Source organism: Streptomyces sp. NPDC056527 (assembly GCF_042794475.1).
Taxonomy (GTDB): Bacteria; Actinomycetota; Actinomycetes; order Streptomycetales; family Streptomycetaceae; genus Streptomyces.
On the sequence record NZ_JBHTTQ010000025.1, the window covers coordinates 1 to 25,380 of the forward strand.

Below are 25,380 nucleotides of genomic sequence, written 5' to 3' on the forward strand. Positions count from 1 at the left end.
GCACCGTCGACGGTGCGGGGCCGGCCGGGCGACCGGGCTCGGTTCAGCAGCTCATCGCCCAGGTGTGGGAGTCCCCGCGGTCGTTGGCGACACCGTTGTAGCCGACCTCCTGGCCGGGCGCCAGGCAGATCGTCATCGAGCCGCCCTGGTGGGCGCTCTCGTACACCTTGACGTGGTCCTTGACTCCCGGTCCGGAGATGCCGTGGTTGGCCCAGGAGGAGTCGGTGTCGGCGATCCAGCTCTCCCACCAGCCGTCGTCGCCGCTCCAGTTGGCACGCTGGCCGCCGAAGTTGGCCTCCTGCCAGGTACAGAACTCTCCGCTCGGACATTCGGCCGCCTGGACCGGCGCGGTCAGGGCGAGTCCGCCCGCGAGGGCGAGCATTGCCGCGGCGGCGGTGGTCAGAATGCGCTTCATCAGGTGTCGGTGCCTTTCCCTGTGGTGGTGCCCGCGGACAGTTCGGCTGCCCGCTGCAGCGCGCGTTCGCGCAACTGCCGGTAGGTGGTGAGCTGATCGGCGCGCAGGACGCGCACCGCCGCCAGCTCGGCGGGTTCCAGCCGGGCGCGTACGTCCGCGAGTCCGCTCTCGTGGTCGCACCGGGCGACGACGGCGGCGTCCGGACGCCCGGGGCGCGGGGCGCCGGTCGGGGCGGCGCACCGGTTCCACCGCTCCAGTGCGGCCCGGTGGGCGGGGTCGTCCTTGATGCGTGCCTGGGCCTCGGCGCGCAGGTTGCCGACGGTCACCTGGGCGCGGAACCAGCGAGTCTGATCGCCGTAGAGGGTCTGTCGGGCGCCGGCCAGACAGCCGTCGGTGTGGGCGGTGACGGTGTGGCCGGTGGCGAGTGTGAGGGACAGCTCGCGGGGGCCGGCGCCGAAGAGGGCCGCCTGGAGGCGGCGGTCGGCCTCGGGTGTGCGCGGCCTGGCGGCGAGGGTGAGTCCCCTGGCGTCGAGGCAGCGGTCGACGAGGGTGCGCTCGACGGTCCTGAGGAGCTCGTCCTGTGCCCGGGGCGTCGGCGGGACGGTCGGTCCGGGCGCGGTGGCGCCACAGCCCGTGAGGATCAGCGCGGCGACCGCGGTCCCGACCGTACGGCGGATGTGCGCGGCCCTGCGGAGCATGGCGATCCCCCTCGCGAAGTTCCTGGTCAGCGGGGAGTCGTGGTGATCATCCCGGCCCGGAACGATCACTGCCCGAGGGGAAGCGGGCCATGCGGGAGGTCACCCGAAGGGGTCCAACGCGCCGGAGTGTGCGCCGCTCGGGAGCCGCCCGCGCCTGCGGGAGGGCCCGAGGAATCCGAGAACGACACAGCCCCGGTTGGACGGGGGATTCCAACCGGGGCCGTTTGCCGTGACACGAAGAGCGGTCACCTCAAGGGGGGACTTGGGGACCGGACCTCTTCACTGTCACATATGCATGAACGATAAATCTTCATGCGGTGTTCCTCGGTGTCCGAGGTGACCGCTGTGAGACACCTCACCCCGTTTTCGCCGACCTCTTGTCTCGCCCTACGGACGGTAGACCTCGCCGGGCTCGGCCTTGCCCGGCGCCAGCAGCTGCGGCACGGTCACGAAGGTGAAGCCGCGCTTCTGCAGTTCGTCGATGATCCCGGGGACGGCGGGGACGGTGCCGTCGTAGATGTCGTGCAGCAGGATGATCCCGTCGCCGTCGGCGGCGTCGAGTATGCGCTGCCGTATGAGCGCGGAATCGGTCGTGGAGTAGTCCTTGGCCGTGGCGCTCCACAGGATCTGCGCGAGACCGAGCTCGCGGCTCACATCGGACACCGTGCCGTCGGTGCGCCCCTGCGGAGGCCGCATCAGGGTGGGCTTGCGACCGGTGATCTTCTCGATCGCGTCCTGGGTGCGGGAGAGCTCGTCGCGCACCTCATCGGCCTCCAGGTCGGTCAGGATGCGGTGCGTCCAGGTGTGGTTGGCGACCTCGTGCCCCTCGTCGGCGATGCGCTTGACCACCTCGGGATAGCGGTCCACATGCTTCTTGCCGAGCAGGAAGAAGGTGGCCGGGACCTGCTTCTCCTTGAGGATGTCGAGAAGGCGCGGCGTGTCCTTTCCGGGGCCGGCGTCGAAGGTCAGCGCGATGCACTTCGCCTTGGCGCAGTCGACCGCAGCGCTCGCGCCCGGCTTGTCGTCCGAGCCGGCGGCCTCGCCCCTGGCGTCACCCGGGGTGATCGGGTCGACCCCGCATCCACTGAGCCCCAGCATCAGAGAGGCCGCCGCCAGAAGGGCGACGGCCGGTCCCCGGCGTTTCCCCGGTTCGGTTCGGAACATGCTGCTGCAACCCACTTCCCCGTCGACGACTCAGAAAAGCCACTCGCGCCTGGTCAGGGCGGCTACGAGTGGCGACGTCGAGCACTCTACACATGGTGTATACATGCCATGCATAGGGGGGTCGGGCAGTGATCCATCGCTGAATCGCGGCCCAGTGGGCGCACATGTGCCCCGGGCGGCGCCCGTCCGCTCCGCCCGGGGCGTCCTATGTGCCGGCGAGACCTGTCAGGGGGCTTGGTGCTCGCCACCCGTCAGCGGGACGCGAGCAGCAGTCGTGCCTCGGTCTCCTGGTCGCCGGAGACCGACTGCAGCGACTGGATGTCGAAGGTGGCGGCGAGCGTCTTCTCCATCTCGTCGACCGCGTGGTACCCGCCGGTGAGCAGCGCTCCGACCATTCCGTCCAGATGAACGGGGGCGGGCTCCTCGCGGCGGCCCGCGGCCGTGTCGAAGGTGGCCATCCAGACGTTGGCCGCCGGCGCCGTGGCCGCCCGCGGTCCCGGCGCCGTCATGTCCTCGAGCTCGTAGTAGTGGTCGAGGACGTCGAAGACGGCCTGGGCGTCCTCCCGGTTGCAGTCGCTCAGCTGCACCGTGACGTCGGTGTCGATGTGCGTGTCGTACACGTCGCTCATCTCCTCGCGGCCAGGCAGGCCGGTCGATTTCACGCTTCCAGCATCCCTCGCGGGCGAGCGTCCCGCGAGATCCGGACCGGCGTGCCCGGGTCCCAGACGACGCGCGCCGATCCCGCCGTTCCGAGAACATCGGGATTGAGGTGACCCTGAGCGGTTACCCGCCACAACGGGGGATACGTCGGGAGGTTCCGTGACCACTCAGCCGGGCAGGGAGCAGCAGGCGGAGGGCGGCGGACGCTCCCGAGGCCGCAGCGAGACGACGGAGGAGCGGGCGGACCGGCGGTGGGGCGAGCTGATGCAGGAGATCAGGGTCGCCCAGACGGGCGTGCAGATCCTGTTCGGCTTTCTGCTCACGGTCGTGTTCACCACTCGCTTCCCGGAGCTGAGCGCGACCGACCGGACGATCTACATCGTCACCGTGTCACTGGGCGCGGCTGCGACGGGCGCCCTGATCGGACCCGTCTCCTTCCACCGGCTGGTGGCAGGGCGGCATGTCAAACCACACGCCGTGGTCTGGGCCTCACGGCTCACGTTCATCGGGCTTCTGCTGCTGCTCGCGACGCTCGCGTCGGCGCTGCTGCTGGTTCTGCGGGTGGCGACAGAGGACTCGTACGTGCCCTGGCTGGTCGGCGGACTCGTCGCCTGGTACGTGATCTGCTGGTACGCGCTGCCGCTCTGGGTACGGAGCCGCTACACCCACGGCGGGGACAGGGAGTGAGCGTCCGGTTCACGCCTGACCGGTGATCTGCTCCACGGTGTCGGCCTCGGCGGCGGCCTTGTCGGGGCGGTGGCGTACGACGCGGGCGAAGCGAAGGGTGACGCCCGCCGGATAGCGGGTGGAGCGCTGGAGGCCGTCGTAGGCGATCTCGACGACGAGCTCGGGACGTACACGTACCGTGAACCCGTCGTCGTTCACGGCCAGTTCGCCGAGCTTCTCGGTCTGCCAGCGCAGCATCTCGTCGGTGAGGCCCTTGAACGTCTTGCCGAGCATCACGAACGTGCCGTCGGCGGCGCGGGCGCCGAGGTGGAGGTTGGAGAGCAGCCCCGTGCGACGGCCGTGGCCCCACTCCGCGGCGAGGACGACGAGGTCGAGAGTGTGCACGGGTTTGACCTTGAGCCAGGTGCGGCCGCGCCGGCCCGCCACATAGGGCGCATCCAGCGCCTTGACGAGGACGCCTTCGTGACCGCGGGCCAGGGTGTCGGCGAAGAACCGCTCCGCCGCCTCGACCTGGGCCGGGGAGCCGGGGTCGTCGACGACGAACCGCCGCACCCGCAGGGCCTCGGGGAGCAGCCGGGCCAGGACCGCATGACGTTCCTGGCCGGGGTGATCGATGAGCGCCTCGCCCTCCGCAGCGAGGACGTCGAAGTAGACGGGTGAGAGGGGCAGCGCGGCGCTGGCCGTCTCGACGTCGACCCGTGAACCGACCCGCGAGGCGATGTCCTGGAACGCCATCGGCCGCCGGGTGGCCGGGTCCAGGGCGATGACCTCGCCGTCGAGGATGAACGACTCGGCCGTCATCTCCCGGGCGCGGGCGACGACTTCGGGCAGCCGCCCGGTGATGTCGTCCAGGGATCGGGTGAACGCCCGGACCTGGTCTCCGTCACGATGCACCTGGATGCGGATGCCGTCGAGCTTCTCCTCGACGACGCAGGGGCCGAGGCCGGCGACCGCCTCGGTGACCGAGCCCGCGGTGTGGGCGAGCATGGGCAGGACGGGGGTGCCGACCCGCAGGGCGAAGGTGCCCAGCGCGGCCGGTCCGTCGGCGAGCACGGCCTGGGCGACGCGGGGCAGGGACCCTTCGAGCATCACGGCGCGGCGGAGCTCGGCGGAAGGCACGGTGGCGGCGCGCGCGACACCCTCCAGCGCGATGGCGTCCAGGGCGCCCTGCCGCACGTCGCCCGAGAGCAGCCTGAGCAGGAACTCCTGCTCAGGCCGGGTGGCGCCGGCCATCAGCTCGTGCACGAGCCGGGCCCGCTCCGCCTGCGAACCGGCACCGGACACGGCCGCGAGCGCGGTCATTGCGGCGTCGGCGCCGGCGAGCGTGAGGGTCGGGTGTTCGGCGGGCGGCACGGCCGGTGGGATCGCGTTCTTGAGCACGCTCCAGCCGACGCCGATGCGCCCCTGCGGCAGCCGGCCGGCGAGGTACGCGATCACCAGCGGACTCTCCTCGGGAGCTGCCTCCGCGAACAGCTCGGCCAGCACGGCAATCTTCCGCGAGCGGGCGGAGGTGGCGGCGACCTGTTGGGAAGCGTCCGCGACACGGGCCAGAAGCATGGACCCATCCTCCCCCGCGCCCACGCCCACCCGCCATCGGGCAAGGCGCCGGATCCGGGTACGGTCCCGGCCACGCCCGCGGCCCGCGTTCACTCGACGGTCAGGTGTCTCCTCGTGCGGAACGGGCGCCCGGGCGGTGTTCTCGGTACTCGTTCTCGAGCAGCGAGTCCATGGTCCCGCGCAGATGCTCGACGAAGTTCTCGAACTGTCGTAGCTGCTCCTGGGAGTACTGCGCCATCTCCGTGGCCATGCGCTCGGTGTAGGGACCGAAGAACTCCTCGGCCCGCGGCCTGATGGCGGGGCTGCTGCGCAGCGTGACGACTCTGCCGTCGGTGTGCTCACGGGTACGGACGACATGCCCGGCCAGTTCGAGGCGGTTCAGCAGGATGGTCGTCGCGCCTGACGAGAGGGAGATGCGCTCGCTCAGGCGGGCGGGAGACAGCGGAGAACCCTTGTCCTCGGCATACAGGATCTCGGCAAGGGCCGCGGCGTCGGTGGAGTGCAGCCCCAGCCAGGTCGCGAAGCGCCGAGTGAGCTCGGTGTAGTTGGCGCCGACCCCTCGCACCCGGTCCATGAGGCGGTTGCGTTGAACCTCCATGTCGCCCGACTCCGCTTTCTCCACTGACCTGCTCCCCTTCTCGAACCACACAGACCGACGGGCGTGCCCGACTGCTCCGTTGACAACTTACCCCGAGCAAAACTAGCTTTGCCGCAAAGGTAACTACCTTTACGGCAAAGCAATCCAAGAGTGGAGCCATCGTGGACGTCACAACAGAACCTCCCTCCCCACAACGCTGGTTAGGGCTCATCGCCGTCTCCCTGGGTGTGGCCCTGATCGTCGTCGACCTCACCATCGTCAACGTGATCCTCGCGCCGGTCATCCAGGACCTCGCGCTCGACTCGATCGAGGCCCAGTGGGTTCAGGAGTCCTACGCGATCGTCTTCGCCGGACTGCTGCTCGTCGCCGGACGCCTCTGTGACCTGCACGGCGCTCGCCGCATCTTCCTCATCGGGCTCGTCGTGTTCGGCGTGACGAGTGTGTTGGCCGCGATCGCGCCCAACGCCGGCCTGCTGATCCTGGCGCGGTTCCTCCAGGGCATCGGCGGCGCCCTGATCCTGCCGACGTCTCTGGCCCTGGTCAACGCGACGTTCACCGGGAAGGCGCGCGGCCAGGCATTCGCGATCTGGGGCTCGACCATCGGGGCGACCGCGGCCGTCGGCCCGCTGCTGGGCGGCTGGCTCGCGGACTTCTCGTGGCGTTGGGCCTTCGGGATCAACATCCCGCTCGTGGCGTTGATCATCATCGGCGCTCTGCTCCACCTGCCCGCCTCGCCCCGCACCCGAGGGCGTGTCGACATCCTCGGCGGCATCCTCTCCGCGGTCGGGCTCGGGCTCCTGGCTTTCGCACTGATCGAAGGCCGTACGTACGGCTGGTTCATGACGCGGGAGCCACTGGACATCGGCGGCCTGTCATGGAGTGGTGGTCCCTCCCCGGTCTTCGTCGCTCTGGTCGTGTCCGCCCTGGTCCTGTGCGCGTTCTGGCGCCGGCAGGCAGTGCTCAGCCGCGAGGACCGCGAGCCGCTGATGGACGTGCGGCTCTTCTCCGTCCCCTCCTTCCGCAACGGCAACGTCGTCACCTTGGTCGTCGGCCTCGGCGAGTTCGGCATCATCGCGGTGATCCCGCTCTGGCTGCAGTTCGCCCTGGGCTACACCGCCTTCCAGGCGGGCCTCGCGCTCGTCGCCCTCGCCGTGGGCAGTTTCTGCGCGAGCGGCGCGAGCTTCTCGATGACCACCTCGCCGCTCGCCCACGTGCGCACCGGTCTGTTCCTGGAGGCCGCCGGTCTGGTGATGCTGGGGCTGTTCGCCACCACCGACAGCAGCTGGTGGCTGATCGCGAGTGCGCTCTTCCTCTACGGCATCGGCGTCGGCTTCGCCACCGCACAGGTCACCAACATCGTTCTCGCGGACGTGCCGCCCGAGAGCGCCGGACAGGGCTCGGGCATCCAGAGCGCGGCACGCGAACTGGGCTCCGCGCTGGGCATCGCGGTGCTCACCACCCTGTTCTTCAGCACGCTCACGTCCAGGCTTCGTGACCGCCTCACAGGTACCGAACTCACCGGCCCGGACGCGGAACAGCTGAGTGGAACCGTGACGGAGAGCGCCGGGTCGGTGATCCCTGCGTTGTCGTCCGACCCGCGGACGGCAGCGGCCGCGGACGCCGCCCGCGAGGCAATGACCGAAGGACTTCAGGTGTCCGCCTTCGTATGCGCGGGGCTGCTGATGCTGGCGCTCGTGGCCACGCTGTTCATCGCGCCCAGGACCGCGACCGCCGTGCGCGAGCGGCCGAAGCAGGAGGCGAAACCTCACTAGCCCTGCCCCGGCCCGGCGCCCGCACGTCCCTGCCTTCGGCCGTCGCCATCGCCGGCTTCCTGCGGCGGAGGCGGTCGAGGAGGCTGCGGCGGGTGCGGTGGGTGGAGGGGCGCGGGAGGGTTGTCGGGCGGGGCGGGCGGGCGAAGGTCGCCCCGACTCCTCCGTCCGGGCGCGGGGCCTGGCGGTCCGCGCGGGCCTCGTCCAGGGCGAGGGCCAGGCTCATGCGATGCCAGAGGATCTCGTCCGGGTCGTCCGCCAGCGTCATTCGGTCGGCGATCTCGCGGGAGGGCGCCGACTGCGGCCGCCCGGACGGCGGTTCCGGACGAAGCCGGTCCAGATGGGTGCGCTCGTAGGGGTCGTCGACGATCTCGGCCAGCTGGACCGGGTCCAGGAGCGAGGCGATCGCCGCCGCCCGCACCCATGGATCCTCGCTCGCGCGGAGCAGCAGCCCCAGCCGCCGGGCACGCCAGTTCCGGGGCCGCCGGTCCTCGCCCCCGTCGATCCTCTCGCGGATCTCCCGCGGCAGCCTGCCGGTCAGCAGGGTCTGCCGCGTCAGGGCGAACTCGCCCAGCTCACCGGCGAGATAGAGCCACACCACCGCTCGATAGCGGTTCAGATAGAACCGGACGGGGCTGAAGTGCCCTGTCCTCGCCAGTTTGGTGAAGCGGTCCGGCGTCACGGAGAGCAACTCGGCCGCCTCCGTCGTACCGACCGCGCGCACGCGGTCGCGCAGTCCGTCCGGGAAGTCCGGCGCGGCCCTGAGCCGGTCGATCTCGGCCTGCTCCACCCGCCGCCGCCCGCCCGGTGCGCCGGCGGCCCCCGGCCCCCTCGGCGCACCGGGCGCGACGCCCGGCACCGTCCTCACCAGCCCCAACTGGACGGCGAGCTGGAACTCGTCGCGCCTCAGTTCCAGTTCCTGCGCTGCCCGCGTCGGTGCCACTGCCCGCGTGCCTTCTTCCACCGTCATGACGGTCTCCCCCGTGAGCGACGAATACTCTCGGTGACGACCGTAGCCCCCAGCGCCCCGTTCCCGCTGAGCCTGTGGACAACCGTGGAGAGAGCGGTCGACCACCCCTACCCGGCGCCTGTGGACAAGCTCAGAGCTCGGTGACGCCCGCCCTGCCCGGCTGCCGCGCCGCCACACCGAGGTGCTCACCGACCCGGTTCACCAGCAGCGTCATCTCGTACGCGACCTGGCCCACATCGGCCTCCGCCGCGCTCAGCACGCACAGGCAACTGCCCTCGCCCGCCGCCGTCACGAAGAGCAGAGCCTCGTCGAACTCGACCATCGTCTGCCGCGCTCGGCCCGCCTGGAAGTGCCGGCCCGAGCCACGGGCCAGGCTGTGCAGTCCCGAGGACACCGCGGCCAGATGCTCGGCGTCCTCCCGCTCCAGACCACTGCTCGCGCCCGTCACCAGCCCGTCGTTCGACAGCACCAGCGCGTGCCGTATGTACTCGACCCGCTGGGTCAAGTCGTCCAGGAGCCAGTCCAGTCCCTTGTCCAGCGCCATGTTGTCGGTCCTTCCCCCTGTGTGTGGCGTCCCCGTCGACCCGAAGTCCCCGCGGTCCGCGTGTCGTGGCAAGCCTTACGCACTGTCGTGGACAGAGCAAGCACCCCTGGGAGCCTCGCGTGGCTCACCATGGGAGGCATGGCAAAGATGACCGAGGAACAGTGGCGGGCCTTCGTCTCCGAGGGAACCCGCACCGGCAAGCTGGCGACCGTGCGCGAGGACGGAAGTCCGCACCTCGCCCCGATCTGGTTCCTGCTCGACGGCGACGACTTCGTCTTCAACACCGGCAAGGACACCGTGAAGGGGCGCAATCTGGCCCGCGACGGACGGGTGGTCCTCTGCGTCGACGACGACCGGCCGCCTTTCGCCTTCGTCACGCTCAGGGGCCGTGCCGAGATCAGCGAGGATCCGGTCGAGCTGCGCCGCTGGGCCGCCCGGATCGGCGGCCGCTACATGGGCGAGGACCGCGCCGAGGAGTTCGGCGAGCGCAACGGAGTCCCCGGCGAACTGCTGGTCCGTGTACGGATCGACAAGGTGAACGCCCAGGGCGGTGTCGCCGACTGACGCCGAGGGCGCGTATCACCCGCTCGCCTCACCCGACGGAGTCGAGCAGCCGGGCCGTATGCATGCGCCCCGCGTACTCGACGAGCCGGATCAGCACCTCCTTGCCCGAGTCCCGGTCCCGCGCGTCGCACAGCACCACGGGCGTGCCGCGGTCCAGGTCCAGCGCGCGCGAGACCTCGTGCGCGCCGTAGTTCCGGGCGCCTGCGAAGCAGTTGACCGCGACGACGAAGGGGATCTTGCGGTGCTCGAAGTAGTCCACCGCGGGGAAGCAGTCCTCCAGTCGTCGCGTGTCGGCCAGGACGACGGCTCCGAGCGCACCCTGGGACAGCTCGTCCCAGAGGAACCAGAACCGGTCCTGCCCCGGTGTGCCGAAGAGGTAGAGCGAGAGACCGGAGCGGATGGTGATGCGGCCGAAGTCCATCGCCACGGTCGTGGTCGTCTTCTGGGCGACACCTCCGGTGTCGTCGACCGTCTCCCCGGCCCGGCTGAGCTGTTCCTCGGTGCGCAGCGGACGGATCTCGCTGACCGCGCCCACCAAGGTGGTCTTTCCGACGCCGAAACCGCCGGCGACCAGGATCTTCAGGGCGAGGGCCGTGGTGTCCGCACCGCCGCCCTCACCGGTGCTGCTGTCAGAGCGCTCGTAGGCCATCGATGACTTCCCTCAGGATCCGTTCGTCGGGCAGCTGCGCGGGCGGTACGGGTCGGCTGACCTTGACGAAGCCCGCTTCGAGGAGGTCGCCGAGGAGCACACGGACGACCCCGACGGGCAGGTCGGCGTCGGCGGCCAGCTCGGCCACCGACTGCGTCTCCGCCCGGCACAGGGTGAGCAGGGCCCGGTGCTCCGGTCCGAGGAGCGACTCCTCGGACCGGCCGGGCGGGTTGTCGTCGACGACGACGAGTGCGATGAGGTCGAACCGTACGTTGCTGGGTCCCGGCTTCGTACGGCCGCCGGTCATGGCGTACGGGCGGACGAGCGGCCCCGCGTCCGCGTCGTACCACTGACTGCCCGGCACGGCCTGGCCGTCGCCGGGGCTGTCCTGGTTCATGGGGTGTCTCCGGTCAGCCGGCGGCCGGCGGAGTCGTGGTGAGCCGCGGCGGGGTGTGCAGGTGCTCGCCCACGCGCTTCACGAGGCGGGCCATCTCGTAGGCGATCAGGCCGATGTCGGCGCTCACCGAGCTGAGGACGGCCAGACAGGAACCGTCTCCCGCCGCGGCGACGAAGAGGAAGCCGTCGTCCATCTCCACCATCGTCTGGCGCACGCCCCCGGTGTGGAACTGGCGGCCGGCGCCCTTGGCGAGGCTGTTGAATCCGGAGGCGATGGCCGCCAGGTGCTCGGCGTCCTCCCGGCTGAGGCCGCTGGAGGAGCCGACGGCCAGCCCGTCGTTGGACAGCACGACCGTGTGCCGCACATCGCGGACCCGGACGACGAGGTCGTCGAGGAGCCAGTCGAGTTCGCCGGAGCGGTGATGGGAAATCCTCTCGTGGTCGATCATGCGTGGTCTCCTTCACTGCCGAAGTCGCGGCCGCGGTCACGGTCGTGGTCACGGTCGAGGTCGCTGCCCGGGCCGGTGCCGGGGGTGTTGCCGAGGTGGCGGCCGGGGTCGTTGCCGTGGGCACCGTCCGGGGAGTCGCCGAGGTGACGGCTCGGGTCTCCGGCGAAGTCGCGGCCCTGGACGTTGCCGAACGCTCCGCCGGGCTCTTGGCCGAAGTCGGGCTCCTGCCCGAAGCCGGGTTCTTCGCCGATGCCGCGGCCGGAGCCCGTGCCGAGGGGGCGCCGGGGGCCGGGGGCCGCTCCGCCTCCTCGCGTCCAGCCGTCGCGGTAGGCGGTCATACGGTCCCTGACCTGTTCGGGGGTGCGTTCGTCCGCCCCCTGGACGGCCGGGGTGGGCGGGGGGTCGGCCGGTGGTGCCTCGCGCAGCTGCGGTACGAGGCTGGCCTGGCGTACGCGGCGGGGCAGATCACCCGAGTCGTCGACGGGGGCCTCCGAGGGGCCGGGGTCCGCCGGGGCCGGCGGTGTCTGCGGGGGCGGAGCCGAGCGACCGCGCTGACGGAGGGTGGTGACTCCGGCGGGCGGCTGTTCGGTCGAGCCTGCTCCCGGGCCTTCCGGCTGTCCCGCCAGGGCGGGGATGCGCGGCGGACGGGGCAGGGGCTGTGCCTGGGGCGGTGCGGGGGCCACGGCGACCGGCTTCTGGTGCCGGGGGCGGGGGAAGGGCGTCCCGGGCCCGGCCTCGGCACGCCCACGCTCGCCGTGGGTGCCGGGCGGCATGTAGCCGTGCGCCGCGTCCGTACGGGAGCCCTCCGCCGTTCGCGGGTCCGGAGCGCTCCTCCCGGGCGGAAGCGCGCTCTGCAGCACGTCGTTGGGGAGCAGGACGACCGCTGTCGTGCCGCCGTAGGGCGAGGTGCGCAGATGGACCTTGATGTCGTGCCGGGAGGAGAGCCGGCTGACCACGAACAGGCCGAGCCTGTCGCTGTCGAAGAGGTCGAGGGCCTCGGACTGTTCGATCCTCGTGTTGGCCTCGGCGAGGCTCTCCTTGCCCATGCCGAGCCCCCGGTCCTCGATCTCCAGGGCGTAGCCGTTGCCGACCGGTTCACCGCTGATCCGCACCTTGGTGTGCGGCGGGGAGAACTGGGCGGCGTTCTCGATGAGCTCGGCCAGCAGGTGGGTGAGGTCGGCGACCGCTCCGCCGACGACGGCCGTCTCGGGGAGCTGCCGCATCTCCACGCGCGCGTAGTCCTCGATCTCGGAGACGGCGGCCCGTACGACGTTGGTCAGCGGGACCGGCATCCGCCAGGCGCGGCCGGGGGCGGCACCGGAGAGGATGATCAGGCTCTCGGCGTGGCGGCGCATCCGGGTCGTGAGGTGGTCGAGCCTGAAGAGGTCGCCGAGTTCGTTCGGGTCGTCGGCCCGGCGCTCCATGCTGTCCAGCAGGTTGAGCTGACGGTGGACCAGGACCTGGCTGCGGCGGGCGAGGTTGACGAAGACGCCGGAGATGCCGCTGGCGAGTTCGGCGCGTTCGACCGCGGCGGAGAGCGCGGCCCGGTGGACGATGGTGAGCGCCTCTCCCACCTGGCCGATCTCGTCCTGGGGTGCGGGTCCCGGCGGGGCCTCGGCGTGGACGTCGATCTCCTCGCCTGCCCGCAGCCGTGTCATGGCGGCGGGGAGTTTACGGCGGGCGATCGCCAGAGCGGTGTTGCGGAGGCTGATCAGTTCGATGACCAGGCCACGTCCGATGCGTACGGAGATGACGAGCGAGGCGGCGACGGCGGCGAGGCCGAGGAGCACCGCGGCGCCTCCGGCGGTCAGCACGCCTCCCGCGAACGGGTCCGCGCGGTCGGCCGCGGCGTGCCTGGCGTCCGTCTCGATGGTGCTGAGCCCGCCGCGTACGACTGCCATGGCGTCGTCCCAGGTGGCGGCGGGCACGGCCTGGGCGGCCTTGCGGCCGGGGGCTGCGGCGCGTACCCGGTCCTCCGCGGCCGTGAGCTGCTGGTAGCCGCGCTGGGCGGCGAGCTTCTCCCAGGCGACGCGCTCGGATCCGCGCAGGTCGGCGGTGGCGGACTCGGTGAGGGTACGGCGCGTCTCGACGGCACCCGTGAACTGCCGAAGCCTTTCTGCAGCGAACTCTCCGCCGAGATGGGCCGAGGTGAGGAGGGCGTCCTCCCGGGCGAGCATCTCGCCGGCGCGACCGAATTCCAGCAGCACGCGCGCGTCGGAGCCGATCTCCGCGTGCTGGATGCCGCTCAGTGCGCCGTCGACGGCGAAGGCGGCGGTGATCGCGGCGGTGTACTCCTTGTACACCTGATCCCAGTCGGCGCTGCCGGAGGCCGCGGCGGCACGGAGTCGGTCGAGGCCCTCGGCCTTGGTGACGAACTGTCCGATCCGGTCGGCGACGTTCCGGGGCACGTCCCCGGTGTCTCCGACGGTGTGCCCGCCGTCCAGCCGGAGCCGCGCGACGGCGGCGTCCGTGCGCCGCATCTGATCCTTGAGCTCGGTGACGCGTCCGGCGCCGGGCACGGCGACCTGGCGCACGGCGGCACGACGTTCGGCCTGCAGGGCGGTGACGGCCGCGGCGACGGGTTCACGGATCTCCGCGTCGACCTTCTGCAGCTCGCGAAGCCGGGCGATGTCCTGAGCGGTGGTGACGGTGGCGAATCCCCACAGGGCCAGCAGCGACACGACGGGGACCATCAGCAGCGAGACGATCTTCGCCCGGACGGTCCTGGGGCGCAGGCCGCGGCGTCGGGGCGGGGCGGGGATCCCGGCATCCCTGCCGCCCGGCTCGGCCTGCGCCGCGGGGGCGCGCTCCAGCGGTTCGTCCGCGGGCGGCCCTGCGTGCGCGCGCCGTCCGCGCGCCGCCTGCGGCGCCGGGGTGTCGGCGTCCTTGGTCTTGCGGGGAGTTCGCATGGCCTCCTCGTTCCGGCTGCGTCTGTCCAGGTGCTGTGTGCGTCTCGCGGGTGCCGCGGTGCGGCGTTCGGCGAGGGGGCGTTCTCGGTGCGTCCCAGGTCGGGCCGGGGTGCGCCCGGGTCCGGCTCAGGTCTCACCGGGTGCGGCCCGGCTCTGTCCTCGGCCGGCCTTGGTGGCCCGGCGGTGGCGGCCGGCGGATGGTGTGGGCCGGCTGCCTCTCCTTCGGCGCGGCCTCGGCCGGCCGTGCCTACGTGTGGTCCCGTCCGCCGTCCACGGGGCCGGCCGGGTAGGCGTAGGAGGCCGCTGCCCGCCTGGTGTGGGCGGCGGCCGGTTCCGGCCGGTAGCCGGGGGGTGCCACGTCGACAGCCCGGTCGTCGGGCTCCGTGAGGCGCTCGGCGGAGGCGTAGGCGGCGCGTTCCCTGGCCGTCGGGGAGAGGGCGACGAAGGCGGAGGTGATGAAGAGATAGGAGCCGAGGCCCACGGCGAGGGGGAAGATGAACTGCATGGCCGTGGCACCCGGCAGCGCTGCCGTCGAGGGAGCGACCTCGACGCGGACGGCGAACATGCCCGTGTAGTGCATGGAGCTGACGGCCGCCCCCATGACCAGCGAGGCGACCGCCACGGCGGCCGGCGCGTGGATGTTGAGCGCCGCCCACAGCGCCGCCGTCGCGGCGACGACCGCGATGACGACGGAGAGCGCGACGAGCATCGGGTCGTACGTCACCCGCCCGTGCAGCCGCAGGGCGGCCATGCCCATGTAGTGCATGCTCGCGACGCCGACACCGGTCGTGAGTCCGCCGATCAGGAGGGAGCGGACCCGGTCGCGTCCATGGCCGACGGCGAAGACGCCGACTCCGACGACGGCCATGGCGATGAGCAGACTGAGAATGGTCAGCGGTACGTCGTAGCGGATGTCGGTCCCGGTCACGCCGAAGCCGAGCATCGCGACGAAGTGCATCGTCCAGATGCCGGTGCCGATGGCGGACGCGGCGGTGAGCAGCCAGTTGCGTCGCGATCGGCCGGTCGCGTCAAGCGCTCGTACGGTGCAGCGCAGCCCCAGGGCGGCGCCTATGCAGGCCATCGCGTACGACAGCGCAGGTGTCAGCCAGCCGAAAGTGGCGTGGTCCAGGTGTCCCATGACTCAGGGACGCTAGTCCGCACCAAGGGGCGCATCAGGGGCGCATTTCGAAACCTGATGGAATATGACATAGAGATGTTCCAGAACGATCGTGCCGCGCTCGAACGTGCGCACAGGACGTTCACCCCTGAGGCTGAGGCATCATGCACGCATGAGCGATGACCCCACCCATGTCCAGGAGTTCTTCGGCCCCCGCGCCGCCGACTGGGACACCCGCTTCCCCGACGACGGCCCCGCCTACGCCGCGGCCGTCGCCGCTCTCGGACTGCGTCCCGGTGACGCCGTGCTCGACGCGGGGTGCGGCACCGGCCGCGCCCTGCCCGCACTGCGTGCGGCCGTGGGTCCGACGGGGACCGTCGTCGGCGCCGATCTGACCCCGGAGATGCTGGCCCAGGCGGTGCGCGCCGGGCGGGACGAGTCCGCCGAACTCCTCCTCACGGACGTCTCCCGGCTGCCGCTGCGCGACGAGGCGCTCGACGCGGTGTTCGGGGCCGGTCTCATCTCCCATCTGGCGGACCCCGCCGAGAACCTGCGCGAACTGGCCCGCGCCGTCCGCCCCGGCGGACAGCTCGCCCTTTTCCATCCCATCGGCCGGGCCGCCCTCGCCGCCCGCCACGGTCGGCAGATCACCGACGACGACCTGCGTGCGGAGCCCAACCTTCGTCCGCTTCTCACCGGTTCCGGATGGCGGATGGCCAGTTACGTGGACGAGGACGACCGTTACCTGGTGCTCGCGGTCCGCGACTGAGCCACTTCGTCGTTTCGCGGCCCAACGCGCCCTTCTGTCCCGGCACTTCCCTGTCTACGGTGGGAGTGCCGGGCAGCCGTGTCCGGGGAAGGCGGCAGGTCATGGCCCGAATGCGAGCACTCCTCAATGCCCTCCTGCCGACCGCGCGACGAGCGCCGGACGGCCCTCCCGAGCCTCCCCGGGCGCGACGGCAGCACAACATCTTCGAGGCGGCCGCGACGTACGTGGTCGGCTGTGTGGAGGAGGACCAGGACCAGATCGAAGAGGCCGCCGGCTGGGTCTCCCCCGAAGCCCTCTCCTTCGGCATCAACGAGCTCGCCTGCCGCGCCGTGATCGCGCTCGCCCGTGAGCGCGGCGAGTCGCCGCAGACGGTCGCCCGCTCGCTCCTGGGACTGCCCGGGCTGCCGACCGCCTGAGCCGTACGGAATCGGCCGTGCCAGATTCCTTCCGGAGACTCTCGACGCGCGGGTTACCCACTGGTTAAGGTGCGCCGACGACCAGATGGGGAGGCTGACGTGGCTACCGCCGACGACGACGCGCTGTACGTGCTGACCGCGGTGCTGCTCACGCCCGCGCAGTTCCCGAGCGCCTTGGGCGACGACTATCCGGCCGCCTGCGCGGCGCTGGATCTCGAGCCGTACGCCGAGGGGTACGGGCTCGTTCTCGGCCAGGACGGCGAGGGCGCCCGGTGGACCGTGGCCATCGACGACGTGTCGCTGGTCGCCGTGGCCATCGCCTCGTGGGACTGCGGGATGGAGTACGACCTCTCCCCCGACGAGCGCTCGGTCGTGGCCGCGCTCCCGGGATGGCCGCTCGCGGTGGCCACGGCCTCCCCGGACCTCCCGGCCCCGCACGACCCGGAGCCTGAGGAGGGCGTCCGTACGCCCCTCGCGCCGCCGGACGACGCCGTCTGGGGACCGGCGCAGCGCAGGCTCGGCGCCGACGAAGTGGCGCTGCAGTGGGCGTCCTGGCGGGCGCGGATGGACGACGACGAGGCAGCCGAGGACGCGGGGGCGGACGCCGCGAGCGGGTCCTCGCGACCCGAGGCCGACGCCGGGGCGCACGCCGCGAGCGGGTCCGTACCGAACGAATCGCGGCCCGAGGCCGACGCCGGGGCGGGCGACTCGGGCGACACGCCGGCCGACGCGGACACCGGCGACGGCGACGGCGACGGCGACGGCGACCCGGGCGACCTCTCACGCGATCCCTACGACGGTGTCCGTCGCGCGATCGCCGAGCTGCGCGGCTATCTGGAGGACGCGCCGCCGGTGGGCCGGGTGCGGTCGAGCTTCGCCACCGGCGGGGCGCGGATGCTGCGCGCCGACGGACCCGGCTGGTCGCTCGTCGCCCGGACCGACGACATGGCCTTCGTCCTCCTGGACGACGAGCCCCGCGAAGTCCTCCCGGTGGCGCGCGGCCCCAAGCTGCCGGATCTTCTGAAGGCCCTGGACGCGATGGCGGTACGCCCCTCCTGAGCCCTGGCCCGGCACCCGCGGTCCACATGGGCCGACGGCCCGAGGTGTGGTCCAGAACCATGGCCGCGCGGGAAGGGCGCGCCGCACGATGTGGCGGCGCACCCCGTTCCCGTCGTCCCACCGGAGGCCGTCCATGCGCCTGAACCGAGGCGTCCCGTTGCTCGTCGCGCTCCTGACCGGGCTGACCGTCGCCGGTCCCGCCGCGCCCGCCGGAGCCCGGTCCGGCCCGCCACCCGAGTGCGCGGGGCAGCACCGGATCCACGTGCCCGGCGCCGAGCACCAGGAGACGGCCTGCCTCGGGGATCTGACGACGGCGGCTCTGGCCGGGACGCCGTACACCGACATGGCCGACCAGGCCGGCCTGGCCGCGAAGGGCACCGCGAACCCCTCCGGCGTCCCCGGGATCCAGATCGACGGCTACTTCCCCGACGACTCCCGGCTCAACGCGACCCACGGCTGGGGCCACGACTCCCAGTTCGTGATCAGGCTCCCCGAGAACTGGAACGGCGGCCTGGTCGTCACCGGCGCGCCCGGCACCCGGCGCCAGTACTCCACCGACGCGCTCATCTCCGACCACGTGCTGGCCCAGGGCTTCGCCTACGCCGCCACCGACAAGGGCAACACCGGGCCGGACTTCTTCACCGACGGACGGCGGCCGGGCGACGCGGTCGCCGAGTGGAACCGCCGGGTGACCGAGCTGACGAAGGCGGCGAAGAAGGCCGTACGGCAGCGGTACGGCAGCGCGCCCCGGCGCACGTACATGACGGGCATCTCCAACGCCGGCTATCTGACCCGCTGGCAGCTGGAGAACCGTCCGGAGCTGTACGACGGCGGGGTGGACTGGGAGGGGGTGCTCTGGACGACCCGTGGGCCCAACCTGCTGACGAGCCTCCCCGTCACCGTCGCCCGCTCCCTCGGCCGGGCCTCGGACGAGGATCTGATCGACGCCGGGTTCGCGCCGGGCTCGCGCTTCCTGTGGCCGTACCACGAGAAGGCGTACTGGGGGCTGACCCAGAAGATCTTCCGGGCCGAGTTCGATCCGTCGTACGACTCCGAGTGCCCGGGCTCCACGGCCGGTTCGACGATCGAGCAGATCCTCGCTCCCTGCGCCTCCGACGCGTCGTACGACTACGCCTCCCGCCCCGCGTCCGTGCACCGGGCCGTCGCCGAGGTCGCGCTGACCGGGCGGATCGGGAAGCCGCTGATCACCCTCCACGGCGATCTGGACACCCTGCTGCCCATCGCGACCGACTCCGATGTGTACGCGCGGATGATCGACGACCGGGGCCGGGGCGGGACGCACCGGTACTACACCGTCCAGGACGGCACCCACACCGACGGTCTGTACGACACCCATCCCGACCGGCTTCGTCCGATCCTGCCCTGCTACCGCTCGGCGTTCGCGGCGCTCCGCACGTGGGTCGAGGAGGGAACGGCGCCGCCCGCGGACCGTACGATCGCACGGCCGGCGGGCGGTGACGTGGTCAACTCCTGCGCGCTGAAGACCCCGTAGGGCCCTGGCGTCAGCGGGCCGGGGGGCCGGGACTCAGACCATCTCCAGGGAGCGGTGCGGCTCGGCCGGCAGCTCGATCCGAATCGGGTCGCCGGGCCGCACCTCTCCACCGGTCAGCACGATGCTCATGATCCCGGCCTTGCGGACGATCTCCCCGCTCTCGTCCCGGCCGAGGACCCGCTTCAGCAGCCCGTGCCGGTAGGTGTCGATCTGGGCGCAGGGGTTGCGCAGGCCCGTGACCTCGACGACGGCCTCGGCACCGAGGTGCAGCCGGGTGCCGGTCGGAAGGCCGAGGAGGTCGATGCCACGGGTGGTGACGTTCTCCCCGAGCGCGCCCGGGGTGACCTCGAACCCGGCGGACGCGACCTCGTCGAAGAGTTCCGCGTGGATGAGGTGCACCTGCCGCAGGTTCGGAACGGTCGGGTCCTTGGCCACGCGTGAACGGTGCTTGACCGTGACGCCGGCGTGGACGTCGCCCTCCACACCGAGACCGGCGAGCAGCGTGATGCTGTCCCGGTTCGGCTTGGTGAACGAGTAGACGCCGTTGCTGCTGACCGTGGTGACGGTGGCGCTGCTCATGAGGTGGAGCTCCCCTTCTCCGTTCCGATGATCACCTACGGGTGATCGCATTCGAGCGTACGCCAGGCGTTCTCCGAGGTCAGCGGTGGTCATGCGGCGTCCGCTGAGCGCTGCGGCGTCAGCGGAGCCCAGGGCTGATCAGCGGTTCAGCTCCTTGCGGGAGATCCTGCGCAGTCGGCGCCGCTGGCTCGGGTCGAGGGCCAGGTAGGCGACGGCCGGTACGCCGAGTACCACCAGCAGGGACATCCAGAATCCGATGAGGGGCATCAGGAGGAGGCCGACGGCCACTCCCCCGATCACGATCTTCGTCCGTGTCGACATGTCCGACGCCTCCTTGTCACGCTGCCGAGCGCAGCGGCTCCCCGACCTCGTGCAGATGTCCGAGCGCCTGTCGGTAGGACTCGACGAAACCGGTCTCTGTGTAGGGGATACCCACCGTACGGCAGTGCGCACGCACGGCGGGCTGGGCGAGCCGAAGATGCGGCCGGGGCATGTTCGGGAAGAGGTGGTGCTCGATCTGGTAGTTCAGTCCGCCGAGGAACCAGTCGGTCAGGATCCCGCCCCGGATGTTGCGCGAGGTGAGCACCTGCCGGCGCAGATGGCCCCAGCTGTCGCCGTCCGGGTGGGCGTCGGGCATCTCCATGCCCTTGTGGTTGGGGGCGAAGGCCATGCCCAGGTGCAGCCCGAGGAGCATCTGATGGATCAGGGCGAAGACGAGGGCCTGACCGACGGTGAGGGTGGTCAGCAGGAGGGTGGCGTAGCCGACGACGTGGGCGAGGAGCAGGGCGCCTTCGACGAGACGCTCGCGCCGCGTCTTGTAGGGACCGTCCTTGGAGAACAGTGCCTGGAATCCGTACACCTTGAGCGCGATGCCCTCCAGCGTGGTGAGCGGGAAGAAGAGCCAGGCCTGATGCCGGGTGAGCCAGCCCCGGAAGCCTGCTCGCCCGGTGGTCTGGTGCTGGGCGAAGACGAGGATGTCGGCCGCGACGTCCGGGTCCTTGTCGAGGTGGTTGGGGTTGGCGTGGTGGCGGTTGTGCTTGTCGTTCCACCACTCCTGGCTCATGCCGAGCAGGAGGTTGGCGTGGACGAGCTGGATGATCCGGTTGCGCCGCCGGTCCCCGGAGATCTGGGAGTGTCCGGCGTCGTGTCCGACGAAGGCGACCCGGGCGGAGAGCAGCGCGAGCGGGACGGCGAGCGGCAGGGCCCACCAGGAGGGGCCGAGCAGGGCCAGACCCACGACGACCGCGGCGAGGCCGAGGAGGTTGACCGCGATCCCGCGGGCGTACCAGCCGGACCTGCGCTCCAGCAGCCCCTGCTCCTTCACGGTGCGCAGCAACGGCGCGAACTCGCTGCCGCCCCTCCTGGTGGCGCTGTTCTCGTCGGGCGCCGGAAGGTTCCGGTCGGGCGCCGTGAGCGTTGCGGTGGCCTGGGGCATGGCGGTCTCCGGTGTCCGTCGTCGGGGTCCGGGCGCTGGCCGTCCGGACTCCCTCGAACGTACGGATCGGTGATCGTCCGGAGCCATGGCGTCATCCCCCGGGATTCCGGGGGGCTTGCCCGGGGGCGGGGGTGGGGCTGGCTCCAGCACGGGCGCCGTGGTCTCCGATCCCGACGGCCGGGACGTGAGCCAGGTCACGTCGATTGCGCTCACGGGAAGGCGGTCGGTTCAGGTACCCTCGGCCGCTCGGCCCAGTAGTCAAATTTGAGGAATGCGTTGCCGTCGTCCCTGAGACTCGATGAACTCGCCCGCTGCACCGCCGTCTTCCTGCCCGCCGATCCGCCACGCGACGGCCGGATCGCCTTCTGTTCCCCGGACGGGGTCCCGACCGCCGAACGTCCGCCGGAGCTCGCCGACGAACTGACCGTGGTCACAGCCGTCGCCGACGACTTCCGTCCGCACACCGTTCCCGCGCTCCTCCTCCCGGTACGGGACGCCCTGCCGGTCCTCACCCGCGCCCGCTTCTCCGACGCGTCCTCGCCCGCGGCCGCCTTCTGGGGTGCCGCCGCCCTGTTCGCCCTCCATCTCGGGGCCAAGGGGCTCTTCCTGCCCGGCCTCACGGCCACCGACCGGGACGCGTGGCGGGCCGGGCCGCTCGGCCCCGAGGAGCTCGCCGACCTGCGGGCGCTCGCCGCCTCGATGCCTCCCTCCGCCCATGCCGCACCGCTGTCCGATGCCGGCCCTCTGCTCCTTCCCGAGCCCGAGAGGCTCCTGCGCTCCTTCGTGGACGCGGTCGCGGACACGCTGCCGCGCACACCGGCGGCGCCGCACGCCGCCGGCGGGCCGGTGTTCGCGGCCGACGAACCGCAGGAGGTGCCGGCGCAGCGGGCGTGGGCGGCGGACGTGGCGGCCGGTCACGACGCCGGCGTACGTCTCTCCCTGCGCCTCGAACTACCGGGTCTCGGTGAGCAGAAGGCTCCGGCCTTCCGGGCCGTTCTGCAGATGCACAGCGTCGCCGACCCGACGCTGGTCGCGGACGCGGCGGACGTCTGGGCCGGATCGGGGCCCACCGGCGGGGCGTTCGAGCCCCGGGCCCGGATGGACGCCCTTCTCGCGCTGCGCCGTGCCGCCCGTGCCTGGCCGCCGCTCGCCCCGCTGCTCTCGGCCGCCGTCCCGGACGCCGTCGAGCTGGCGGACGAGGAGGTCACCGACCTGCTCGGCCCCGCGGCACGGGCTCTCGCCGCGACGGGCGTCCAGATCCACTGGCCGCGCGACCTGGCTCACCGGCTCACGGTCCGCGCGGTGATCGGCCCGTCGGACGGTGATTCCACCTCGCCGGACGCGCCGTACCCCGGGGAGGCCGCCGACTCCCCGTCCGCTCCCGCGGACCACCGCTCCTCCGCGCTCCCCTCCTTCCTGTCCGCAGATGCGCTCCTCGCCTTCAACTGGCGTTTCGCGATCGGCGACCAGGAGCTCACCCGCGCCGAACTGGACCAGCTCGCCGAGGCCGGCCGCCCGGTGGTCCGGCTGCGCGACCAGTGGGTGCTGGTCGACCCGGCCGAGGTGCGCCGCGCCCGCGCCTCGCACGACCGCAAGATCACGCCCGTGGACGCACTCGGCGCCGTCCTCACCGGGACGGCGGAGGCCGACGGACGACGGGTCGAGGTGCATGCGACCGGCTGGCTGGAGCAGCTGCGAGCCCGCCTCGCCGACCCCGAGGGCGGCCCGCAGGAGGTGGCACAGCCCGCGGCGCTCGCCGCGACGCTCCGCGACTACCAGCTGCGCGGCCTCGACTGGCTGCACCGGATGACCTCCCTCGGCCTCGGCGGCTGTCTCGCCGACGACATGGGTCTGGGCAAGACGATCACGCTCATCGCGCTCCATCTGCACCGGCAGAGCGAGCCGGACGCGGCGGGTCCCACCCTCGTCGTCTGTCCGACCTCGCTGATGGGCAACTGGCAGCGGGAGATCGAGAAGTTCGCTCCCGGCACGCCCGTGCGCCGCTTCCACGGCCCGGCCCGGAGCCTGGAGGGCGTGGCGGACGGCGAGTTCGTCCTCACCACCTACGGGACCATGCGGCTGGACACCGAGCAGCTCGCCGGACAGCCGTGGGGGATGGTCGTCGCCGACGAGGCCCAGCACGTCAAGAACCCCTACTCGGCCACCGCCAGGCAGCTGCGCACCATCGGAGCCAAGGCGCGCGTCGCCCTGTCCGGCACTCCGGTCGAGAACAACCTCTCCGAGCTGTGGGCGATCCTCGACTGGACGACACCCGGCCTCCTCGGTCGGCTCGGCACCTTCCGCTCCCGCTACGCGTCGGCCGTCGAGGGCGGTGAGGACCCGGCCGCCGCCGAGCGGCTCGCCGCGCTGGTCCGCCCGTTCCTGCTGCGCCGCCGAAAGTCGGACCCGGGCATCGCGCCCGAACTTCCGCCGAAGACGGAGACCGACCGGGCCGTCTCCCTGACGAAGGAACAGGCGGGGCTCTACGAAGCGGTGGTGCGGGAGACCCTCGCGGCCATCGCCGAGGCCGACGGCATGGAGCGGCGCGGGCTGGTGGTGAAGCTGCTGACGGGGCTCAAGCAGATCTGCAACCACCCTGCGCAGTACCTGAAGGAGGACAGGCCGCGCATCGAGGGCCGTTCCGGAAAGCTGGAACTGCTCGACGAACTGCTCGACACGATCCTCGCCGAGGACGCGAGCGTCCTGGTCTTCACCCAGTACGTACAGATGGCGCGGCTGCTCGAACGGCATCTGGCGGCGCGGGGCGTACGGACGCAGTTCCTGCACGGCGGCACTCCCGTCGCCGAGCGCGAGGCGATGGTCGCCCGCTTCCAGGACGGTGAGGTCCCCGTCTTCCTGCTGTCGTTGAAGGCGGCGGGCACGGGGCTCAACCTGACCCGGGCCGGGCATGTCGTGCACTACGACCGCTGGTGGAATCCGGCCGTCGAGGCCCAGGCCACCGACCGCGCGTACCGCATCGGGCAGACCCAGCCGGTGCAGGTGCACCGGCTGATCGCCGAAGGGACGATCGAGGACCGGATCGCGGACATGCTGCTGCGCAAGCGGGCGCTGGCCGACTCGGTGCTGGGCGCGGGCGAGGCGGCGCTGACGGAACTGACGGATGCCGAGCTGGCGGATCTGGTCCAGCTGCGAGGGGACGGACGATGAGCGGATACGCACACGAGGACGAGCGGACCTTCGCGGCGCTGCCGCCGGCCGGCGGTTCCGGTTTCGCCCGCACATGGTGGGGCCGGGCCTGGTTGAAGACGCTCGAGGACACGGCTCTCGACGGCCGGCAGCTGAAGGAGGGGCGCAAGCACGCCCGTGAGGGCGCGGTGGGCGCGGTCTCGGTCCGGCCGGGACGGATCACGGCGGTCGTACGGGACCGCGACGGCTCCTCGTACCGCAGCGATGTGCTGCTGCAGGAGCTGTCGGCGGACGAGTGGGACCGGCTGCTCGACCTCGCGGTGGAGAGCGCGGGCCACATCGCGGCCCTTCTCGACCACGAGATGCCGCCGCATCTGGTGGAGGACGCGGCGGCGGCCGGGCTCGAACTGCTGCCGGGCATCGGCGATCTGGACCCGGAGTGCGGCTGCGAGGCGTGGGACCACTGCCCGCACACGGCGGCCCTCTGCTACCAGGTGGCGCGATTGCTCGACGAGGACCCGTTCGTGCTCCTGCTGATGCGGGGGCGCGGGGAGCGGGCGCTCCTGGACGAACTGCAGGAGCGCAGCGTCGCGCGGGCGGCTCCGGACGCCACGGACTCGGCCGCGCAGGAGGCAGGGGCCGGGAACGGCGGTGTGTCGGCCGTGGAGGCCTTCGCCGCGCGGGACATCCTGCCACCGCTGCCGGCGCCTCCGGTGCTCCCTTCCACGCCGGGCGTGCCACCGTCCCTGGACACCGAGACGGACCCGGCGCCCGGTCTCGACCCGTCGGCGCTGGAGTTCCTGGCGGCGGACGCGGCCGGTCGGGCGCACCGGCTGCTTGCCGAGGCGCTCGCCCCGGGGCATGAGCGGACCGCGGTGGAGGCGTCCCTGACGGTCGGGCAGGACGCGGTGCGGCTGGCGGCCGCCGGGTCCGTGCCGTCGGGGATCGTGTCCCGTCTCGCCGCCGGATCCGGACGACGGCGGGCGGAGCTGGACCTGGCCACGCGCGCGTGGCGGTACGGGGGCGCCGCCGCCCTGTCCGTACTGGAGGAACAGTGGACTCCCGACGCCGAGGCGTCGGCACGGGCGAGGACGCTGCTCGCGGAGGCGTGGGAGGACGCCGACCGGCCGGTGCTGAGGCCGGCGGGGGCGGCGCGCTGGACGGTGGTCGGAGCGGACGCGCAGCTACGGCTCGGCGAGGACGGCCGCTGGTGGCCCTATCGCAAGGAGCGCGGGCAGTGGGTCCCGGCGGGTCCGGCGGACCAGGATCCGGCCGCCGCGCTCGCGGTCGTGGCGGCGGGCGAGGACTGAGGCGGC

General features: G+C 72.2%; 25 protein-coding genes. 9 read left to right on the top strand and 16 right to left on the bottom strand.

Annotation, left to right across the window (positions count from 1 at the left end):
• Positions 1 to 43: 43 nt before the first annotated feature.
• The 4 genes from ACFQ7Q_RS15315 to ACFQ7Q_RS15330 all read right to left on the bottom strand — a co-directional run bounded on the left by ACFQ7Q_RS15315 (position 44) and on the right by ACFQ7Q_RS15330 (position 2,939).
• Entirely contained in the window at positions 44 to 415 is a 372-nt protein-coding gene (locus tag ACFQ7Q_RS15315) for a peptidase inhibitor family I36 protein (RefSeq protein WP_383554550.1), read from the bottom strand.
• Positions 415 to 1,113: a hypothetical protein gene (locus ACFQ7Q_RS15320; protein WP_383554553.1), complete on the bottom strand. Its 699-nt coding sequence runs from the start codon at positions 1,111 to 1,113 to the stop codon at positions 415 to 417. The genes ACFQ7Q_RS15315 and ACFQ7Q_RS15320 overlap by 1 nt, the downstream gene beginning before the upstream one ends.
• 387 nt (positions 1,114 to 1,500) lie before the next feature.
• On the bottom strand, positions 1,501 to 2,277 hold the full coding sequence (locus tag ACFQ7Q_RS15325) for a polysaccharide deacetylase family protein (protein ID WP_383554556.1): 777 nt from the start codon (positions 2,275 to 2,277) through the stop codon (positions 1,501 to 1,503).
• Between the two features lie 251 nt (positions 2,278 to 2,528).
• Positions 2,529 to 2,939: a hypothetical protein gene (locus ACFQ7Q_RS15330; protein WP_383554559.1), complete on the bottom strand. Its 411-nt coding sequence runs from the start codon at positions 2,937 to 2,939 to the stop codon at positions 2,529 to 2,531.
• Between the two features lie 157 nt (positions 2,940 to 3,096).
• Between ACFQ7Q_RS15330 and ACFQ7Q_RS15335 the strand changes: the two genes are divergently transcribed.
• On the top strand, positions 3,097 to 3,624 hold the full coding sequence (locus ACFQ7Q_RS15335; RefSeq protein ID WP_383554561.1) for a DUF6328 family protein: 528 nt from the start codon (positions 3,097 to 3,099) through the stop codon (positions 3,622 to 3,624).
• 9 nt (positions 3,625 to 3,633) lie between these two features.
• Here ACFQ7Q_RS15335 and ACFQ7Q_RS15340 read toward each other — a convergent pair whose 3' ends face one another.
• Together ACFQ7Q_RS15340 and ACFQ7Q_RS15345 are read right to left on the bottom strand one after the other, a co-directional pair.
• Complete coding sequence (locus tag ACFQ7Q_RS15340; RefSeq protein ID WP_383554563.1) at positions 3,634 to 5,181, bottom strand: ATP-dependent DNA ligase; 1,548 nt, start codon at positions 5,179 to 5,181, stop codon at positions 3,634 to 3,636.
• Positions 5,182 to 5,281: 100 nt separating this feature from the next.
• Positions 5,282 to 5,779 carry a MarR family winged helix-turn-helix transcriptional regulator gene (locus ACFQ7Q_RS15345; RefSeq protein ID WP_383554566.1) on the bottom strand — a complete coding sequence of 166 codons (498 nt, stop codon included), beginning with the start codon at positions 5,777 to 5,779 and terminating at the stop codon, positions 5,282 to 5,284.
• Between the two features lie 161 nt (positions 5,780 to 5,940).
• Here ACFQ7Q_RS15345 and ACFQ7Q_RS15350 point away from each other — a divergent pair, with 161 nt between their 5' ends.
• Complete coding sequence (locus ACFQ7Q_RS15350; RefSeq protein ID WP_383554568.1) at positions 5,941 to 7,551, top strand: DHA2 family efflux MFS transporter permease subunit; 1,611 nt, start codon at positions 5,941 to 5,943, stop codon at positions 7,549 to 7,551.
• Here ACFQ7Q_RS15350 and ACFQ7Q_RS15355 read toward each other — a convergent pair.
• Both ACFQ7Q_RS15355 and ACFQ7Q_RS15360 read right to left on the bottom strand, forming a co-directional pair.
• Positions 7,487 to 8,518, bottom strand: coding sequence for a DUF6397 family protein (locus tag ACFQ7Q_RS15355; protein ID WP_383554570.1), 1,032 nt, complete (start codon positions 8,516 to 8,518; stop codon positions 7,487 to 7,489). The genes ACFQ7Q_RS15350 and ACFQ7Q_RS15355 overlap by 65 nt on opposite strands.
• 130 nt (positions 8,519 to 8,648) lie before the next feature.
• Entirely contained in the window at positions 8,649 to 9,062 is a 414-nt protein-coding gene (locus ACFQ7Q_RS15360) for a roadblock/LC7 domain-containing protein (protein WP_383554573.1), read from the bottom strand.
• Positions 9,063 to 9,200: 138 nt separating this feature from the next.
• Between ACFQ7Q_RS15360 and ACFQ7Q_RS15365 the strand changes: the two genes are divergently transcribed.
• Positions 9,201 to 9,626, top strand: coding sequence for a PPOX class F420-dependent oxidoreductase (locus tag ACFQ7Q_RS15365; protein ID WP_383554576.1), 426 nt, complete (start codon positions 9,201 to 9,203; stop codon positions 9,624 to 9,626).
• Between the two features lie 28 nt (positions 9,627 to 9,654).
• On the opposite strand, the gene ACFQ7Q_RS15370 is transcribed toward ACFQ7Q_RS15365, so the two are convergent.
• The 5 genes from ACFQ7Q_RS15370 to ACFQ7Q_RS15390 all read right to left on the bottom strand — a co-directional run bounded on the left by ACFQ7Q_RS15370 (position 9,655) and on the right by ACFQ7Q_RS15390 (position 15,167).
• Positions 9,655 to 10,275 (bottom strand): ATP/GTP-binding protein, encoded by a 621-nt coding sequence (locus ACFQ7Q_RS15370; RefSeq protein WP_383554579.1) that lies wholly within the window; start codon positions 10,273 to 10,275, stop codon positions 9,655 to 9,657.
• Positions 10,256 to 10,672 (bottom strand): DUF742 domain-containing protein, encoded by a 417-nt coding sequence (locus ACFQ7Q_RS15375; RefSeq protein ID WP_383554582.1) that lies wholly within the window; start codon positions 10,670 to 10,672, stop codon positions 10,256 to 10,258. Before ACFQ7Q_RS15375 ends, ACFQ7Q_RS15370 begins: the two co-directional genes overlap by 20 nt.
• A gap of 13 nt (positions 10,673 to 10,685) precedes the next feature.
• The gene (locus ACFQ7Q_RS15380) at positions 10,686 to 11,120 is read right to left on the bottom strand and encodes a roadblock/LC7 domain-containing protein (protein ID WP_383554585.1); all 435 of its coding nucleotides are present in this window, start codon (positions 11,118 to 11,120) and stop codon (positions 10,686 to 10,688) included.
• On the bottom strand, positions 11,117 to 14,029 hold the full coding sequence (locus tag ACFQ7Q_RS15385) for a nitrate- and nitrite sensing domain-containing protein (protein ID WP_383554588.1): 2,913 nt from the start codon (positions 14,027 to 14,029) through the stop codon (positions 11,117 to 11,119). The genes ACFQ7Q_RS15380 and ACFQ7Q_RS15385 overlap by 4 nt, the downstream gene beginning before the upstream one ends.
• 247 nt (positions 14,030 to 14,276) lie before the next feature.
• Positions 14,277 to 15,167 carry an MHYT domain-containing protein gene (locus tag ACFQ7Q_RS15390; protein ID WP_383554591.1) on the bottom strand — a complete coding sequence of 297 codons (891 nt, stop codon included), beginning with the start codon at positions 15,165 to 15,167 and terminating at the stop codon, positions 14,277 to 14,279.
• 151 nt (positions 15,168 to 15,318) lie between these two features.
• Between ACFQ7Q_RS15390 and ACFQ7Q_RS15395 the strand changes: the two genes are divergently transcribed.
• The 4 genes from ACFQ7Q_RS15395 (at position 15,319) to ACFQ7Q_RS15410 (ending at position 18,903) form a co-directional block, all read left to right on the top strand.
• Positions 15,319 to 15,915, top strand: a complete 597-nt coding sequence (locus ACFQ7Q_RS15395; RefSeq protein WP_383554593.1) for a class I SAM-dependent methyltransferase — start codon at positions 15,319 to 15,321, stop codon at positions 15,913 to 15,915.
• Positions 15,916 to 16,016: 101 nt separating this feature from the next.
• The gene (locus ACFQ7Q_RS15400) at positions 16,017 to 16,331 is read left to right on the top strand and encodes a hypothetical protein (protein WP_383554596.1); all 315 of its coding nucleotides are present in this window, start codon (positions 16,017 to 16,019) and stop codon (positions 16,329 to 16,331) included.
• Positions 16,332 to 16,430: 99 nt separating this feature from the next.
• Positions 16,431 to 17,390 (top strand): hypothetical protein, encoded by a 960-nt coding sequence (locus ACFQ7Q_RS15405; protein ID WP_383554599.1) that lies wholly within the window; start codon positions 16,431 to 16,433, stop codon positions 17,388 to 17,390.
• A gap of 133 nt (positions 17,391 to 17,523) precedes the next feature.
• Entirely contained in the window at positions 17,524 to 18,903 is a 1,380-nt protein-coding gene (locus tag ACFQ7Q_RS15410; RefSeq protein WP_383554602.1) for a tannase/feruloyl esterase family alpha/beta hydrolase, read from the top strand.
• 33 nt (positions 18,904 to 18,936) lie between these two features.
• On the opposite strand, the gene ACFQ7Q_RS15415 is transcribed toward ACFQ7Q_RS15410, so the two are convergent.
• From ACFQ7Q_RS15415 to ACFQ7Q_RS15425, 3 genes are all read right to left on the bottom strand, one after another.
• Positions 18,937 to 19,482, bottom strand: a complete 546-nt coding sequence (locus ACFQ7Q_RS15415; protein ID WP_383554604.1) for an MOSC domain-containing protein — start codon at positions 19,480 to 19,482, stop codon at positions 18,937 to 18,939.
• 138 nt (positions 19,483 to 19,620) lie between these two features.
• Positions 19,621 to 19,803 carry a hypothetical protein gene (locus ACFQ7Q_RS15420; protein ID WP_383166141.1) on the bottom strand — a complete coding sequence of 61 codons (183 nt, stop codon included), beginning with the start codon at positions 19,801 to 19,803 and terminating at the stop codon, positions 19,621 to 19,623.
• Positions 19,804 to 19,819: 16 nt separating this feature from the next.
• Positions 19,820 to 20,917 carry a fatty acid desaturase family protein gene (locus ACFQ7Q_RS15425; RefSeq protein ID WP_383554607.1) on the bottom strand — a complete coding sequence of 366 codons (1,098 nt, stop codon included), beginning with the start codon at positions 20,915 to 20,917 and terminating at the stop codon, positions 19,820 to 19,822.
• Positions 20,918 to 21,193: 276 nt separating this feature from the next.
• On the opposite strand from ACFQ7Q_RS15425, the gene ACFQ7Q_RS15430 reads away from it, so the two are divergent.
• Positions 21,194 to 24,085, top strand: coding sequence for a DEAD/DEAH box helicase (locus ACFQ7Q_RS15430; protein WP_383554609.1), 2,892 nt, complete (start codon positions 21,194 to 21,196; stop codon positions 24,083 to 24,085).
• Positions 24,082 to 25,374, top strand: coding sequence for an SWF or SNF family helicase (locus ACFQ7Q_RS15435; RefSeq protein ID WP_383554612.1), 1,293 nt, complete (start codon positions 24,082 to 24,084; stop codon positions 25,372 to 25,374). Before ACFQ7Q_RS15430 ends, ACFQ7Q_RS15435 begins: the two co-directional genes overlap by 4 nt.
• Positions 25,375 to 25,380 lie beyond the last annotated feature (6 nt).

Excerpts from the sequence above, each read along its gene's own strand:
- ACFQ7Q_RS15425 (WP_383554607.1), bottom strand. The coding sequence starts at position 20,917 with ATGCCCCAGGCCACCGCAACGCTCACGGCGCCCGACCGGAACCTTCCG.
- ACFQ7Q_RS15390 (WP_383554591.1), bottom strand. The coding sequence starts at position 15,167 with ATGGGACACCTGGACCACGCCACTTTCGGCTGGCTGACACCTGCGCTG.
- ACFQ7Q_RS15325 (WP_383554556.1), bottom strand. The coding sequence starts at position 2,277 with ATGTTCCGAACCGAACCGGGGAAACGCCGGGGACCGGCCGTCGCCCTT.
- ACFQ7Q_RS15380 (WP_383554585.1), bottom strand. The coding sequence starts at position 11,120 with ATGATCGACCACGAGAGGATTTCCCATCACCGCTCCGGCGAACTCGAC.
- ACFQ7Q_RS15375 (WP_383554582.1), bottom strand. The coding sequence starts at position 10,672 with ATGAACCAGGACAGCCCCGGCGACGGCCAGGCCGTGCCGGGCAGTCAG.
- ACFQ7Q_RS15415 (WP_383554604.1), bottom strand. The coding sequence starts at position 19,482 with ATGAGCAGCGCCACCGTCACCACGGTCAGCAGCAACGGCGTCTACTCG.
- ACFQ7Q_RS15360 (WP_383554573.1), bottom strand. The coding sequence starts at position 9,062 with ATGGCGCTGGACAAGGGACTGGACTGGCTCCTGGACGACTTGACCCAG.
- ACFQ7Q_RS15420 (WP_383166141.1), bottom strand. The coding sequence starts at position 19,803 with ATGTCGACACGGACGAAGATCGTGATCGGGGGAGTGGCCGTCGGCCTC.
- ACFQ7Q_RS15385 (WP_383554588.1), bottom strand. The coding sequence starts at position 14,029 with ATGCGAACTCCCCGCAAGACCAAGGACGCCGACACCCCGGCGCCGCAG.
- ACFQ7Q_RS15320 (WP_383554553.1), bottom strand. The coding sequence starts at position 1,113 with ATGCTCCGCAGGGCCGCGCACATCCGCCGTACGGTCGGGACCGCGGTC.
- ACFQ7Q_RS15435 (WP_383554612.1), top strand. The coding sequence starts at position 24,082 with ATGAGCGGATACGCACACGAGGACGAGCGGACCTTCGCGGCGCTGCCG.
- ACFQ7Q_RS15340 (WP_383554563.1), bottom strand. The coding sequence starts at position 5,181 with ATGCTTCTGGCCCGTGTCGCGGACGCTTCCCAACAGGTCGCCGCCACC.
- ACFQ7Q_RS15365 (WP_383554576.1), top strand. The coding sequence starts at position 9,201 with ATGGCAAAGATGACCGAGGAACAGTGGCGGGCCTTCGTCTCCGAGGGA.
- ACFQ7Q_RS15395 (WP_383554593.1), top strand. The coding sequence starts at position 15,319 with ATGAGCGATGACCCCACCCATGTCCAGGAGTTCTTCGGCCCCCGCGCC.
- ACFQ7Q_RS15355 (WP_383554570.1), bottom strand. The coding sequence starts at position 8,518 with ATGACGGTGGAAGAAGGCACGCGGGCAGTGGCACCGACGCGGGCAGCG.
- ACFQ7Q_RS15315 (WP_383554550.1), bottom strand. The coding sequence starts at position 415 with ATGAAGCGCATTCTGACCACCGCCGCCGCGGCAATGCTCGCCCTCGCG.
- ACFQ7Q_RS15345 (WP_383554566.1), bottom strand. The coding sequence starts at position 5,779 with ATGGAGGTTCAACGCAACCGCCTCATGGACCGGGTGCGAGGGGTCGGC.
- ACFQ7Q_RS15370 (WP_383554579.1), bottom strand. The coding sequence starts at position 10,275 with ATGGCCTACGAGCGCTCTGACAGCAGCACCGGTGAGGGCGGCGGTGCG.
- ACFQ7Q_RS15400 (WP_383554596.1), top strand. The coding sequence starts at position 16,017 with ATGGCCCGAATGCGAGCACTCCTCAATGCCCTCCTGCCGACCGCGCGA.
- ACFQ7Q_RS15410 (WP_383554602.1), top strand. The coding sequence starts at position 17,524 with ATGCGCCTGAACCGAGGCGTCCCGTTGCTCGTCGCGCTCCTGACCGGG.